The following is a 15907-nucleotide window of genomic DNA, read 5'->3' on the forward strand; positions in this document are numbered from 1 at the left end:
GCTAAGATTATGGACGATCGCCAACCCGTTTCCCTCGCCCGTCGTGTACTGAGCTATCTCATCTGCTCTCTGGTGGCCATGCAACCCGTGCTGCCGGCTGTAGCCGCGCAAATCACCCCGGTGACGCCAGGCACGCAGATGGACAAAGCAGGTAACGGTGTGCCGGTTGTCAACATTGCCACACCAAACGGCGCCGGTATCTCGCACAATCAGTATCAGCAGTACAACGTTGGCCAGGAAGGCGTGATCCTCAACAACGCCACCGGCCAGCTCAACCGGACGCAGCTTGGCGGGCTGATCCAGAATAACCCTCATCTGAAAGCGGGCCATGAAGCGCAGGCGATTATCAATGAGGTCACGGGCGCCAGCCGCTCGCAGCTGCGGGGCTATACCGAAGTCGCGGGTAAGGCTGCCAACGTCATGGTGGCTAACCCGTACGGCATCACCTGTAACGGCTGCGGCTTTATCAACACGCCGAACGTTACGCTTACCACCGGCAAGCCGCAACTTGATGTCAGCGGCAAGCTTTCCGCGCTGGAGGTGACGAAAGGATCGGTCATCGTTGAGGGCAAAGGGCTGGACGGCAGCAGCGCCGACGCGGTAGCGATCGTCGCGCGCGCGACCGAAATCAACGCCGGGATCTACGCAAAGGATCTCTCCGTCACTGTGGGGGCCAACCGCGTTGGCGCAGACGGCTCCGTCACTCCGATAGCCGGAGAGGGTCCCGCACCGTCGGTCGCGGTCGATACCGGCGCGCTCGGCGGCATGTATGCCAATCGTATTCATCTGGTGTCGGGCGAGAAAGGCGTGGGGATCAACCTCGGCAATCTGGCTGCGAAGCAGGGTGATATCAGGCTGGATACAAACGGTAAGCTGACGCTCAGTAACAGCCTGAGCAGCGGCGCCCTGACAGCCAGTGGCGCATCGGTTGCGCTCAATGGTGATAACAAAGCCACCGGGCAAATCACCGTCAGTGCACAGCAGGATGCCACGCTGGGGCAGGGTACTCTTGTCAGCGACGCCGGTATCGCCGTAACCGCTAAAGGTCACCTGACCAGCAACGGCACCACCCTGACGGCGGGCGGCGATATCCGGCTGAAGGGATCTACTCTGACAGCGAATCAATCTACCCGCGCCAACGCCGCTCGTAACATTCAGCTTCAGGCTCAGAACCAAATCAGTAACAGCGGTCAGTTTACCGCGGCTGACAGCCTTACCGCTGATACCCGGCAGCTGGACAACAGCGGCGCGCTGGCCGCAAGTGCTATTAAGGTAAAAGCGGATAGCTTACAGAATCACAAGGAGGCAAGCGTCGCCGCGACCCGCAGCCTGATAGCGGTGAGCGACAGACTTCTTAACCAGGGCGTGCTCTCTGCACCGGCACTGAATATCAGCAGCGCGCAGACTGAAAACAGCGGGCTGCTGCAGGGAACCGGTGCATTAAGCTTCAGCGGCGACAGCCTGAACAATCTCAACGGCGGCACCCTGAGCTCTGATAACGCCTTTTCACTGAATCTTCCGACGCTGAACAACAGCGGGCTGATCAGCAGTGGCACCACGCTGACGCTGAGCGGTCAGCGCCTGACAAACTCAGGTGAGATCAACGCCGGGAATCTTACTGCGCTGAATAATACAATCCTGAATAACGCGGATGGCTCGCTACTTGCCGGACAAACGCTGCAGCTGAATAACCAGGAATTGACCAACAGCGGGAAATTAGCGGCTCTTCGCCTTACCCTCAACAGCGACGCCATTAATAACAGCGGTACGCTGCAGGCCAAAGAGATGCTGCAGACAGAGAGCCAGCAGTTTACCAACAGCGGGAGCGTGCTCAGTGAAGACCAGCTGATGCTGGATACCGCTGCGCTCAGCAACGCCGGTTCACTTCAGGGCCAGCGGCTTAATGTTAATGCAGATCGCTGGCTGAACAGCGGGAAAGCGCTGAGCCTGGCGGAAGGCACCTTAACGACCGGCAGCCTGACCAATACCGGCACTATTTTCGGTCAGCAGGCACTGGACGTAAACAGCGGCGAAACCATTAATAATGGCCTGCTTCAGGGGACAACGGCGCTCCGCTTCAGCGGTCAGCGCCTCACAAATCAGGCAAAGGGCATCGTCAGCTCAGATAACAGCTTCGGGCTCGATCTGCCGGAGCTGAATAACGCCGGGCTGATCTCCAGCGGTGCGGCCCTGACACTGAGCGGCGGCAGCCTTATCAACGCCGGAGAAATCAGCGCTGCCAGCCTTACCGCAGACAACGGTAGCGTCAGTAATCAGCAGGGAGGAGTGCTGCTGGCGGATAACGCCATGCAGCTAAACAGTGGCACGCTTTTCAACGCCGGACAGATAGCCGCCAGTCAGCTTGATATCAGCAGTACCACCGCCGGGAACAGCGGCCTGCTGCAGGGTAAAGAGACGCTGCAGGCAACAGGAGAGCAGCTGACGAACAGCGGCACGGTGCTGAGTGAGGGGCAGCTGACGCTGAAGCAGGACCGGCTGGATAATCGCGGGCAGATGCAGGGTCAGCAGCTTGACCTGAGGGCAGGCGACTGGCAGAACAGCGGTAGTGCGCTGAGTGAAGGCGACGCAACGATTGCTGCCAGCACGCTCGCTAACAGCGGTAAAATAGTGGGCCAGCAGCACATTGAGATTACGGGAAACGCCGACAACAGCGGCTGGCTGCTTGCACAGGCGCTAACGCTGAAGGGCGATCTGGTCAACGGCGGGCTGATACAGGGTACCGATGCCCTCGCATTACAGGGCGCTACGCTCGTCAATCAGGAAAACGGACAGCTGCTGACGGCAGGCAAAGCAGACATCCGGGGCTCAGCGCTGAACAATCAGGGCAGTATTCAGGCGGACCAGCTCGACCTGAAACTGGAAAACTGGCAAAACGCTGGCAGCAGCCGGGCAGCCAGCCAGCTTAGCGCCAGCGTGAATGGCGTGCTGGATAACAGCGGTACGCTGATAAGCGAACAGGCGCTAAACCTGCTTAGTAGCGAACTCAGTAACGGCGGTACGCTGGCAGCAGACCGCCTGGACATCACCTCGCCACAGCTGACTAATTCAGGCCTGCTTCAGGGTAACAGCTCGCTCTCGCTCAGCAGCGCGAACGTCACCAATACCGCTACGGGTAAATTGATCACCGGTGATTCCCTCTCATTTGCGCCAGTGACACTCACCAATGCCGGCCTGCTGCAGGTGGCGGGTGATCTGAGTCTGACCGGGCAGCGCGTCACTAATAAAGGCCGCATTACAGCTACAAATCTGAGCGCAATGCTGGATGGTTCACTTGATAACGATGCGGATGGGCTACTGCTGGCACAGCAACAGGCAGTTATTCAGGCTAACACCCTGAATAACGCAGGCACTATCGCCGCACAGCAGGTAAAAACCACAGGGGTAAAGCTGCAGAACCAGGGTCTGTTGCAGGGTGATTCGCTGCTGACCGCAGAGTTTAGCCAGTTTGATAACCTTCTCCACGGGCAGCTTATCAGCGGTGATGCGCTCTCCCTCAGGGGCGGGGCGGCCAGCAATGCAGGCGTGTGGCAGGGTCAACACCTCGGCTATCACTTCACCTCACTCTCCACCCGGGGCACGATCAACGGCATCGCTTCCCTCAGCGGCACCACAGATACGCTGCTGGACAATAGCGGCAGCCTGCTCTCCGGTGGACACGCCAGCGTGACAGCCGGTAGCCTGACGAACAGCGGAAAGGTGATGGCAGACAGCCTCACGCTTCGCGGTGATGCGCTGAATAATCAGGGACTGTGGCAGGGTACGACAGCGCTGGATGCGCAGGCGACTGACCATCTGCAACAGTCCGCAGGCGGTCAGGCTCTGAGCGGGGGAGACCTGCTGCTGAGTGCGGGCACGCTGGAGACTTCCGGTACGCTGCAGGGTAAAAGCACGCATGTCAGCGCAGGAAGCTGGCAGCATCAGGGATCGCTGCTCAGCAGCAGTGACCTCACGGCATCGGTCAGCGGAGATCTGAATAATCAGGGCGATCTGCTGTCTCAGGGTGCAGCGCAGATTGACGCACAGAACCTGATTAACAGCGGCAGGCTGCTGGCAGAAAAAGCTGTCACGCTCCACGGCGGTGCGCTGAGTAACAGCGGTACGGTACAGGGCGATACGCTCGCCATCTATCCCGCCAGCGTCACCAACCAGGGCAGCCTGATTGGCCTGCGGTCGCTGACGCTCGGACCGGCTCCCGCCAGCGGGCTGCGTTTGTTTATGGCACAGGCGCAGCCCGCACGCGCGCTGATTAACAGTGCAGGCGGCCAGCTTCTGACGCAGGGTGCGCTGCATATCAGTGGCGACACCGTGACGAATAACGGCACCTGGCAGGGGCAGCAGATCCTGCTGGATGCCACCAGCCTCACTAATAGCGGCGCTATTCAGAGCGCCGGCGACATGCAGCTGAATCTGAGCGATACCCTCACGTCCACTGCCGGCAGCAAAATTACTGCCAGCGGCAGCGCCGCGCTCAATGCGCGGAGTTTCACCAGCCAGGGGCAGTGGATTGCCCGTTACCTTACGCTGCAGGGTGCCGCGCTTAACAACAGCGGCGAGATCTCAGGCGCTGAAGGAGTGACGACAACGTTGTCGGGCGTACTGACGCAGCAGCCAGGGGCGGCATTGCTGAGCGGGGGTACGCTGGATGTGCATGCTGCTACCGTAGATAACGCAAGCCGGATGCAGGGCAGGGATCTGCTGCTCAGCAGCGGCAGCATCACGAACAGCGGCCACATACAGGGCGACAGCAGCCTGCAGCTCAACGCCAGTGGACGCCTTATCAATAACGCCAGCGGCACATTCCTGAGCCAGAACAGCCTGACGCTGACCGCGCCCGAACTCTATAACTATGGTGTGATTCAGGGAGCCACCAGCCGTATTACCACCAGCGGCCTGGCCAGTAACAGCGGCAAACTACTCTCTTCGGCAGATCTCACGCTGAATGTACCACAGCTGGTCAACAGCGGCTGGCTGCAGGCATCGCAGCTGATGCTTAATGCGGCGAGTGCCAGCAACAGCGGCACGCTGATGGCAGATCAGCAGGCGATTCTCACCGGCTCCAGCCTGCAGAACCAGGGCAGCGCACAGGGCGCAAACCTGACGGTAAATTACGCGCAGCTCACGAACAGCGGCACGCTGCTGGGTACAAATCAACTGAATATCAACGCTGCACAGGTCACGCAGCAGGCGGCGGGTAAACTGTTCAGCGGCGGCAGCCTGCTGCTTGAAAGCACGGGATTTGATCAGCTGGGACAAGTGGTGGCGCTTGGAGACGCCACGCTGAAACTAATTAACAGTTTTACCGCACACAATACCCTGGCCGCAGGAAACCGCCTTACCATCAGCAGCAAGGGTGCGATCGACAATCAGGGCACGTTGCAGGGGCAGGCGCTGACGCTGAGCGCGGACGGCGATTTGATTAATAACGGCCAGCTCACCACCGGAAGTGGCGACAGTAGCCTGAGCGGTCAGCGTATAACGATGAACAGCGCAGGCACGTTACAGGGCGGGGGAAATATCGCGCTGAATAGCCGCAGCGATGTGGCGCTCAGCGGCTTTACCGGTACGCGTGGCAGCCTTACCCTCTCCTCACCGGGCAGCATTGTAAACACAGCCCTGCTGTATGCTGGTCAGAATCTCTATCTGTACGCTAACCGCATTCAAAACCAGCGCGGCGATATCCTCGCGGGTAACAACCTGTGGATGCAGCGCGACGCGGCGGGGAATGCGAATAGCGAGATAATCAATACATCGGGCAATATAGAGTCGCAGCAGGGGGATATTACCCTGCAGACCGCGCACCTGCTGAATCAATGGGAATCCATCTCAGTGGGGCCAGTGACAACGGAGAATGTGGCAAATAGTTATGCGTCTGAAACGCCGGGCACCGTGGAAATCCCTCTGGATGCATTTCAGCCAGGAGAATTAAAATATTATTTTACGGATCACCCGATTCCGCCGGGACCTAATTTTAGAATTTTCGATGTCACCCCGATTCCCACTGACTTATCGAAAAGTCATGAGGCACTGGTCGCCCGGACCACATCCAGCACGCAGGTCAGTGGGCAAGCAGGAAGAATAGCGGCTGGCCATAATTTAAATGGCCAGGCCACCACTTTAGATAACCTCGGCAGTTATATTCTTGCTGGCGGGAACCTCTCGCTTACGGGTCAAACATTAAATAACCAATCTTATCTGTCAGGCACGCAATCTGTCTGGAGAACCTACACTCCTTCAGATGCTTACAATAAATATAAGCCGGTACTTGAAAGCGGTGGCAGCTCGCAATATCTCCGGGATAATTTAGATGATTTAATTTATAAAGGCGATGCCATCTATTTTCATGACTACAATACTGGCGTCATGCTTAAAAAAAGTGTGACTTACGTTGCCACAGAAAATTATCGTACAGAAGGCAGCACGTCTATTCGCGGCGTTATTCAGGCGAATGGTAACGTCAGCGCGAATTTTGCCGCTATCGTTAACAACAGCGAATCGAATGATGTTCGTGGCACCATTACGCCAACGCTTGCTGCACCTGCGATAGCCGGTCTGGCTAACGCCGGGATCGGCAACGGTTCGCAACGCCTTGGACTTGAGCAAGCTTCAGCCTTTACTGTGGGTAGCCCTGAGTGGGTTGATGAGGTATTCCGTGCGGTGCAAACCGTTAATGGTGCAGGATCGCTGGTGTCGCCCGATACGACGATCAGGGGGCTAAATATCATTACTGATAAAACGGTAGCGCTGCAAACAGGTGGTCAAAAAATTGCTCTGGTGCAAAGCGCTGAGGGTGCATTTATACCGCAGCCCGGAAGATTGCCCGAGGGGCAAAAAGTTGATATCAGCGCCTGGCCGATTCCGTTAACACAGAATGGCTATTTTACGGTCTCGCAGGATCCTGCCAGCCCCTATTTAATCACCGTCAACCCGAAGCTCAATGGCTTAGGGGCTCTCGATCAGAGCCTGTTTAGCGATCTCAATACCCTGCTTCATCGCCAGCCTTCAGCCGCGCCGGCTGAGACGCGCGGTATCTATACCGATACCCGTCAATTTCTGGGATCTTCCTATCTGCTGGATCGGTTGCAGCTCAAACCGGAGCAGGATTATCGCTTCCTTGGCGATGCGGCATTTGATACCCGTTATGTCAGCAATGCGCTCCTGAGCCAGACCGGGAATCGTTATATCAACGGCATGGGTTCCGATCTGCAACAGATGTCCTGGCTGATGGATAACGCAGCGAAAGCGCAGCAATCGCTGGGATTAGCGTTCGGTGTATCACTGAATACTGACCAGATTGCTGCACTTGACCACAGTATATTGTGGTGGGAACAAGCGACCATCAATGGACAGACAGTGATGGTGCCAAAACTTTATTTGTCACCTGATGACGCCACCGTGGCCAACGGCAGCGTGATTGCTGGCAATAATGTTGCGCTGACGGCAGATAATATCCGCAATAACGGCAGCACCATCAGCGCGAAGCAGAATGTCGCATTAACCAGCCAGGCGCAGATTGATAACATTAACAGCAGCTTAATTAAGGCGGGCGAGGGCGTAAATCTGAGTGCCTTAGGGAATATTAATAACATCGGTTCGACGATCAGTGGCAGGCAGGTGGCGCTTGAAAGCGTCAGTGGCAATATTGTTAACCTGACCAGCACTGCCAGCATCAATAATAATTCAATCTGGAGCCGCTACGCTCTGACAGAGCAGGGAAATCAGGCTGCCATTATCTCAACAGGTAATCTCTCTCTTGTAGCCGGAGACAGCGTTCTCAACACGGCCTCTCTGCTGAAAGCTAACGATGACCTGAAGATTCAGGCGGTGAACGATGTCTGGCTCGGCGCGAATACGGTTAACAGCAGCTTTACTAATCGTTATCGTGACAACGCCACCACCGCCGCGGTGGGCAGCACGCTATCTGCTGGTTCGGCATTAACGATTAATGCCGGCAAAAACCTTTCCGTTGTGTCAGGCCAGCTTAATTCAGGCAAGGATATGTCGCTGACGGCAGGTAATGATCTGGCTCTATCATCTCAGCAGTCTGGCACCCATGATTATAGCCGTAATACAGAAAGTCATCGCTCTGGTGCCGAACGCACGACCGTTTCCAGCGGCGGAAAACTGACGCTGGTAGCCGGACAGGACATCACCAGCCAGGCGACTGCGCTGGTGGCAGAAGATGATATCGGACTGAAAGCGGGCCGCGATATTAACTTAAACGCTGAAGAGTTCAGATCGGGTAACAGCGAACGCGGCAGCAGGAAAACGATCGTCAACGAAACGGTACGCCAGCAGGGTAGCGAAATCGTCAGCGGTGGCAGCACCACGCTGCTGGCAGGGAATGACATTACCAGCCAGGCCTCGACGCTCACAGCCAACAAAGATCTGGCATTGCAGGCCGGACATGACGTCAATATCACTACGGTAACTGAAAGTGATTACGCCTACCGGGAAGAGACCAAAACCCGGAAAAAGCACTTCAGCAAAAAAACCACGCATACGCTCAGTGAAGAGAGCGCTACGGCAGAAAAAGCCTCCAGCCTGAGTGGCGATCGCGTTTCAATTATTGCCGGCAATGACCTGCTGGTGAAGGGCTCATCGGTTGTGGGTGAAAGTGACGTCGGGCTGAAGGCAGGTAACGATCTCAACATTACTGCCGCCACCGATACCCAGACACGCTATCGCCTGAGCGAGACCAAAAAAAGCGGCATGTTCAGCGGCGGCGGTATTGGCGTGACCTTCGGCAGCGCATCATCAAAACAGGAGCTGAAACAAAACGGAACAACCGAAAGCCAGAGCGCCAGCACCATCGGCAGCACCGGCGGCAACGTTACAATGGTGGCGGGGCAGAATGCGCGCGTGGCGGGTTCAGATGTGATTGCGAAGCAGGATATCAGTCTGGCTGGCGGGTCCGTGACCATCGATCCGGGCAACGATACGCTTACCCGCCGTCAGAGTTTTGAGCAGAAGCAGAGCGGATTGACGCTGCAGCTCACCAGTCCCATTACCGACGCGCTGCTCAGCCTCGGTTCGCAGGCCAAAGCTGCCGGTGAGGCGGGAGACGATCGTCTGAAAGCGCTTAATGCCGTGAAGATGCTGGAAAGCGGTTGGGCAATGTCGAAAGGCGCCACACAATCCGCGACCGCGCTGGCTAACGGCAACGTACGCGAAGCCGGCATTAAGATTGCGCTTAACGTAGGCGCCAGCAAGAGCAAATCCTCATCTGAATACAACACAAATGTGGTGAGCGGCAGCTCGCTTAACGGCGGTGGCAAAGTAGCGGTCGTGGCCACGGGCGCCAAAGGCACCAGCGGCGACCTGACCCTGGCTGGCAGCAATATCACCGGCGGAAACGTTACGCTCGCTGCCGCGCATGACCTTAATCTGGTCGCAGCCAGTAACAATACCGAACAGAAGAGCAGTAACAACGCCTCCGGCTGGAGCGCCGGAGTGCACGTGGCCATCGGACAAAAAACCGGTATTGGCGTACAGGCCAGCGGCTATATGGCCAGCGGCGCGGAGAACGGCAGCAGCACCACATACGTCAACAGTCGCGTCAACGCCAAAGAAAACCTGACGCTGAGCAGCGGTAATGACACGCTGCTCTCTGGTGCCCAGGCACTGGGCAATAGTATCAGCGTGAACGCGGGGAATAATCTCACCCTCTCCAGCCTGCAAGATACGGATAACTACCAGAGTAAGCAGCAGAGCGCCAGCGGCGGCTTCAGTTTCACCTTTGGCACTATGAATGGCTCATTCGGGCTAAGCCTGAGCCAGACTAAGGTCAACAGCGAGTACGCCAGCGTCGGCGATCAGAGCGGGCTGTTTGCCGGTAACGGTGGCTATGACATTTTTGCCGGCCATCATACGCAGCTCAACGGCGCGGTGATTGCCTCGACTGCAGATGCGGCAGACAACAGGCTTTCCACAGGTACGCTGGGCTGGGACAACATTGAGAACCACGCGGAATATCACGCCAGCAGCACCTCTGTAGGGATCAGTGGCGGCAATGACGGGACTAAACCCTCTCTTCTCCCGACTCTGGTGAATATGAGCGGCAGCGCTTCCGGTACCACGCGATCTGCTGTTGCAGACGGGACGCTGGTCATACGTGATAAAGCACAGCAGATACAGGATGTCAGCGGGCTGAGCCACGATACGGACAATGCCAACGGTCACATTGATAAGATCTTTGATAAAGAGAAAGTCGGTAATCAGCTGGCCTTTGCGCAGGGCGTACAGGAGCTGGCCGGTAAAGTAGTCGGCGACGTTAAAGCCTACAAACTGGACGCGGCAGCTGAAGAAACCAAAGCGCGCCTGCTGAAGGAGCACCCTGACTATGCCGGCAAATCATCGGATGAAATGAACACGCTGATAGAGCATGACCCGGGGTATAAGGCGGTCGCAGATAAGTGGAGCACAGGCGGCACTTACTCTATGGTGGCGACGGCGGTAGCCAGCGCATTGGGAGGACTCAGCGCCAATAATCCGGGAGCGGCTGCCAGCGGCGCCATGGCACCTTTTATCGCAAATCAGATTAAAAAGGCCACCACAACTTATGATGCAGACGGTAAGGAGCATATCGATCTGCTGGCCAATACTATGGCGCACGCTGTGGCAGCCGGTGTACTTGCCAGAATGGGAGGCGGGGACAGTACTGGCGCAGCTGCCGGCGCGGCAGGCGGAGAACTCACTGCGCAGGCAATCATCAAGGTCATGTATCCGGATACGCGGCCTGGCGAACTGACTGAGAGCCAGAAGCAGACCATCAGCACCCTGAGCCAGCTGGCAGGAGGATTTGCTGGTGGCATCGCGTCAGATTCGTTAATGGGTTCTGGCGCCGGCACGATGGCAGGTAAAAATGCAGTAGAGAATAATTCTCTGGCAGTGATTGCGCGCGGCGGTCAACTTGCGGTTGAGGGCTGCTTAAAGCTTACGGCATGCCGTAACCAGTTGATCGAGAGCGGTCTGGGAGCGCTTATTGGGGCCTCTGCTGCAACCTCAGCCGTTGAGCAACTCTCATTCACTGAGAAAACAAACGTCATGCTGGCGGCTATGTCCGCCGATCCGGCGTTGGTAGAAAAACTGTCGTCCGCTGAACGTAAAGCCTATGATGAACTACAGCAACAGAAAGGGCTGATTACGGTATTGCCTGTGCCGGAACAGGATCCAGCGGGTGGTAAGCTCGTTAATCCAGTTCAGGATATGAATAGCGGAACGTCTCTGACGTCACCTGACCAACGGGATCAGAACGGGGTCAGCCACACCGGTAATAACGAAAGTACGCCGAATACAGGCGGAAACATTACGGTCACTCCGCTCCCTGAAGAGCCAACCAGAGATGATTTGGCTTATCTGGCTCTTAAAGGAAAGGAAGCTCAGGAGGCAGCAGGCAAACTAGGCTTTGACAGAAAAATACCGGCACAGAAATCTCCTTTTAATTCTCACGGGCAGCCCGTATTTTATGATGGGAAAAATTACATTACTCCTGATGTCGATAGCCATAATGTCACCAATGGCTGGAAGATGTTTAATAAAAAAGGCAAGCGCATTGGCACTTACGATAGCGAACTAAACCGGATAAAGGATTAACAATGTTTGAGATAGTATTTAAAGGTGACCCGGTGAACTTTGAAGAAGAGTGGGTTCAGCCAGCATCAATCGTTATTGATGATTATACAGAATCGCTATATCTGCCGCTCTCTTACTGGAGTGCAGACGATTATAAAAAGGCATGGCTGACTTCACTCAGAGAAGGTCTGGCCAGTAAAGATCATGCAGCATTAGCGGTCTCAATGTATGAACCTGAGCAAACTAATTTCATATTTACCTGGGTTCTATATTTTGAAGGTATGAACGTCTATCTGCACAATAATATTGTATTTTTAGATCAGTGCCGTGACTTTACTATTGAGCAGATAAATAAATTCGTGGAGCCTCGCACCACTCATGACGAAGAAGGTATGAAAATATCTGAATGGCAAACTGATTTAAAAAGTGTCACTGATTTTTATCAGCGCCTGGAAGCCTGAAGCGTTCCGGCTTCCGGGCCGGGATTTACGCGTCTTCAGCCGTCAGAGACTCAGTCGCTCAGCATGAGGACAGTGAAACGTCTGGCTCTCTTTACCGCTATCTTATCTCATTTACGTACATAAAGTGCTCAGTGCTGTAGCGATGGTGCGCCAGAATCACGGGGATGGCGCTCTGATCGAAGGAGACTTCATCTATCACCATAACGGCCTGCGGGAGCGTCAGCTCAAGCAGGGTGGCATCCTCTTCATTAGCCAGAGATGCCGTGATCTGCTCGCGTACCGCGGCCAGACGAATGTCGAACTGCTCAAACAGATACCGGTAGAGCAGAGGAGGCAGCTGTTCTGCGGCGGGAAATGCTGGCAGGCGACTGGCTGGCAGAATGAGCGTCTCATGCATCGCCGCAATACCGTTGACCCGCCGCAGGCGCTTTAAACGATAAACCTTGTCACCCGCTGCAATTTGAAGCTTTTCGGCTTCCCCGGTTGTTGCCAAACTTTCCTGATAATCCAGCAGCAGGGTTTCAGACAGCAGCAATCCCCCTGTTTTATCGTGCAGACGAAAATACTGGAAGAAGTGACTCAGGTTATGCAGCGGGGCCCAGCCCGTGACCACCGTACCGGTTTTTCGCCGGCGCATCAGCATCCCCTCCGTGGTAAGCGCGCTTAACGCTTTGCGCATTGTGCCCACCGACACACCAAATCTGGCCGCCAGGCTGCTTTCGCTTGGCAGAATCGTGCCGGCTGGCAGCTCTCCCTGCAGGATGGACTCACTGATGTGACGCTTGATCACGTCATGCAGCGGGGCACCTTCGCCTGCATTCAGCCGTGTAAACGGCACGGTGTTACCTGCGTCATAGTTTTTTTGCATAGCTGCGATTACCGGTTGACCCGTGTTGATAAATTGCATTATCTATAAACTATATAGTAATACAACAGGTAATCGCCCGGTGGATAAAAATAATCGTTTTAACAATGCGTTAGACGTCATTAGCCAGGATACCTTACGTATCACCGAGGATCTTCAGCGCATGCTCGCCGTGGATACCTGTTTTCCGCCGGGCAGCGGTTACGCGGCGTTTGCAGACCTGATGACGCAGATGCTGGCACCGATGCAGTTTGCTTTTCAGCGCGTGTCTGTTCCGGAAGCGCTCTGGCAGGTCCCTGACGGCAGTGCACAGGGTGAGCGTGTAAATCTGCTGGCGACGCTCAACTGCGGGGCAGCTGAAAACTGCAATCTCTATTTTCATACCGATACCGTACCTGCAGGTGATGGCTGGCGCTTTCCGCCGCTGGCGCTGACCGTGGCAGAAGGCAGGCTCTACGGTCGCGGGGCAGCCGATATGAAAGGCACGATCGTGGCAGCGATTGCCGCCATCCGCTCAGCACAGGCCTGCGGCCTGCCGCTGCGCTTCAATCCGGTATTTCTACTGTGCACCGACGAAGAGGGCGGTCTCTATCCGGGTATTCGCTATCTGGCAGAGCAACAGCTTTTTTCCGGACATCTGCTGAGCTTCAACGGCGGTGCGGTACCGCGCATCTGGGCCGGATGCTTTGGCAGCATTGACCTCAAAGTGATTGTGAGCGGGCGATCCGCGCACTCCGGCGATCCAGTCGCGGGCATCAATGCCATTGAAACAGCGCTTCCCCTGATGAACGCGCTGTATCAACTGAAAGGGCAGGTTGAGCAGCGCACGTCTGCCATGCCGCCGCCACCGCATTATCAGGGAAAACCTCTTACGTCACTGCTGACGCTCGCCGCGGTACACGGCGGCAGCAAAGGCTCCACAATCCCCGAACGTTTTGAACTGCTTATTAACCGCCGGTATGCGCCTGAAGAGGCGTTTGATGAGGTCTGGCAAGAGCTCACATTATGCATCAGTCAGGCAATGGCGGAGAGCCGCGCGCTGGATGTCTCCGTGCAGCTGATTGGGCATCTGGCACCGGTAGCCGATCCTTATGGACCGCACTGGCCACGCTGGCAGGCTGCGCTGAGCCAGGGGTTTGGCTTTCCTGATAACGCTTTTAAACCGTGGGGATCATCCACCAGCTCAGATATGGGTTGGGTGCAGCGTGCAGGTATTCAGGAGATTTTACTGGGTGGCTTAGCCCGCCCCGACAACCGTATTCATGCCACCGACGAGTTTACAACGATGGCAGATATCATCGCACTTTCGCAGTCCATTCTGGCGTATCTCGCCAGTGATTTTCAGCCAACCCAGGGTATTTAAACCAGCGAGGAAGAGAAAATGTGCGCAATGAAAGCAGTAAACCGCCGGCAGTTCATCGCCGGTTCTGCGGTTCTGACGGGTGCAGCTGCGCTGTCCGGATCTTTCTCTGCCAGCGCCGCGCCGGTGACGAGCGCCACACCCGGCGGCTCACCTCGCAAGGGGGGCGTGCTGCGCATCAGTGTTGACCAGGCGATTAGCGTGATCAACCCGCATCAGGTACGCGTCAATCCGGAATATCTGGTGGCCGAGCTGCTTTACAGCGGGCTGACGCGCCTGACGCAGGAGATGAAAGCGGAGGCGGATTTGGCGCAGTCATGGCAGGCCAGCGCCGATCTCACGCAGTGGACGTTTACGCTGCGCCCCGATTTGAAGTTCAGCGATGGCACTCCGCTCACCTCCGCTGACGTAGTCGCCAGCCTGCAGGCGCTGCTCGACCCAAAGAACGCGTCGCCTGCGCTGCATAATATTGGCCCCATCAGGTCGGTCAGTGCGAAAGACGACAGCACCGTACTGATTGAAACCGATACGCCTTACGCCGATCTGCCGGTCATGCTGGCCTATCCGGACGCCAAAATCATTCCCGCCAGTATTGCTCAGGGCCAGATAGACAAACTTAGTAAGCGTTCACTGGGCGCGGGTCCGTTCCAGCTGGTGTCATACGATCCTGAACGCAAAATTGTGGTGAAGCGTAACCCGCACTATTACGACCCGGCGCGCCCCTATCTCGACGGCGTTGAAGTGGTGGTCTATCCCGATGGCATTGCAGAGAGCTCCGCGTTGATCTCCGGCGATACCGATCTGATGCTGAGCGCTCAATCAAGCGAATTTGCCCGCCTTTCCCGATCATCCGGCGTACTGCCATTGCGGGTAGCGTCAGGCCAGTTTTTAAACGTGAACATGGGCTGCGATCAGAAACCCTTTAACGATGCGCGCGTGCGTCAGGCGCTGGCGCTGTGTGTGGATCGCCAGGCCTCCGTGGATTTTGTCGCTGACGGACTGGGTTCACCCGGCAATGATACCCCCATTAATGCCGCTTACCCCTGGTACGCTGATTTGGCCCGTAAGGCCGTGGATTACAGTAAAGCCAAAGCCCTGCTGGCAGAGGCAGGTTATCCCGACGGCCTCGATTTAACCCTGGTTGCCTCAGATAAACCTGCGACGCGAACCCAGCTGGGCATCGCGCTGCGTGAAATGGCGAGGCCTGGCGGCTTTCGCATTAAGGTGCAAACCATGGCGCACAGCACCTATCTCGATCAGGTGTGGAAAAAGGGCAACTTCTACGTGGGTTTCTACAATATGCAGCCCACCCCGGATGCCGTGTTTTCGCTGCTCTATACCTCAACTGCCGCATGGAATGAAACCCGCTGGAATAACGCTGACTTTGATGGCGCGATCAAGGCTGCGAGGGAAACCCGCGATGAGGCTCAGCGCAGCACGCTATATGCCAAAGCACAGCAGCTTATGCATGACGACGTGCCTTCAGTAATCCCCACCTTCTTCGACCTGCTGGCCGCAGGTCGCGACTATGTGGCGGGCTATCACCTGCATCCTCGCGGCGCGGTGTTCCGTCTGGATCATGTCTGGCTCACCGGCAAAGCGCCCGTACGCAGCGTTTAAGGAGAGATC

Annotated in this window: 5 protein-coding genes; 4 read left to right on the forward strand and 1 reads right to left on the reverse strand. The window is 56.3% G+C overall.

What is annotated here, in order from left to right; all coding sequences use genetic code 11:
* Positions 1-9: 9 nt before the first annotated feature.
* Entirely contained in the window at positions 10-11613 is an 11604-nt protein-coding gene (locus C1Y41_RS17200) for a hemagglutinin repeat-containing protein (protein WP_104085950.1), read from the forward strand.
* A 2-nt stretch (positions 11614-11615) separates the two neighbouring features.
* A complete protein-coding gene (locus C1Y41_RS17205) occupies positions 11616-12053 on the forward strand; it encodes a hypothetical protein (RefSeq protein WP_104085951.1) in 438 nt (145 codons plus the stop codon).
* A 97-nt stretch (positions 12054-12150) separates the two neighbouring features.
* Here C1Y41_RS17205 and C1Y41_RS17210 read toward each other — a convergent pair whose 3' ends face one another.
* Entirely contained in the window at positions 12151-12921 is a 771-nt protein-coding gene (locus C1Y41_RS17210) for a GntR family transcriptional regulator (RefSeq protein ID WP_104085952.1), read from the reverse strand.
* Between the two features lie 160 nt (positions 12922-13081).
* On the opposite strand from C1Y41_RS17210, the gene C1Y41_RS17215 reads away from it, so the two are divergent.
* Complete coding sequence (locus C1Y41_RS17215) at positions 13082-14281, forward strand: M20 family metallopeptidase (RefSeq protein WP_104085984.1); 1200 nt, start codon at positions 13082-13084, stop codon at positions 14279-14281.
* An 18-nt stretch (positions 14282-14299) separates the two neighbouring features.
* Entirely contained in the window at positions 14300-15898 is a 1599-nt protein-coding gene (locus tag C1Y41_RS17220) for an ABC transporter substrate-binding protein (RefSeq protein ID WP_104085953.1), read from the forward strand.
* Positions 15899-15907: the final 9 nt, after the last annotated feature.

Source organism: Pantoea sp. ICBG 1758, assembly GCF_002928325.1.
GTDB classification, from domain to species: Bacteria; Pseudomonadota; Gammaproteobacteria; order Enterobacterales; family Enterobacteriaceae; genus Pantoea; species Pantoea eucrina.

Bases quoted from the DNA above. Each gene is read 5' to 3' on its own strand.
- C1Y41_RS17220 (WP_104085953.1), top strand. From the start codon at position 14,300: ATGTGCGCAATGAAAGCAGTAAACCGCCGGCAGTTCATCGCCGGTTCT.
- C1Y41_RS17210 (WP_104085952.1), bottom strand. From the start codon at position 12,921: ATGCAAAAAAACTATGACGCAGGTAACACCGTGCCGTTTACACGGCTG.
- C1Y41_RS17215 (WP_104085984.1), top strand. From the start codon at position 13,082: ATGCTCGCCGTGGATACCTGTTTTCCGCCGGGCAGCGGTTACGCGGCG.
- C1Y41_RS17200 (WP_104085950.1), top strand. From the start codon at position 10: ATGGACGATCGCCAACCCGTTTCCCTCGCCCGTCGTGTACTGAGCTAT.
- C1Y41_RS17205 (WP_104085951.1), top strand. From the start codon at position 11,616: ATGTTTGAGATAGTATTTAAAGGTGACCCGGTGAACTTTGAAGAAGAG.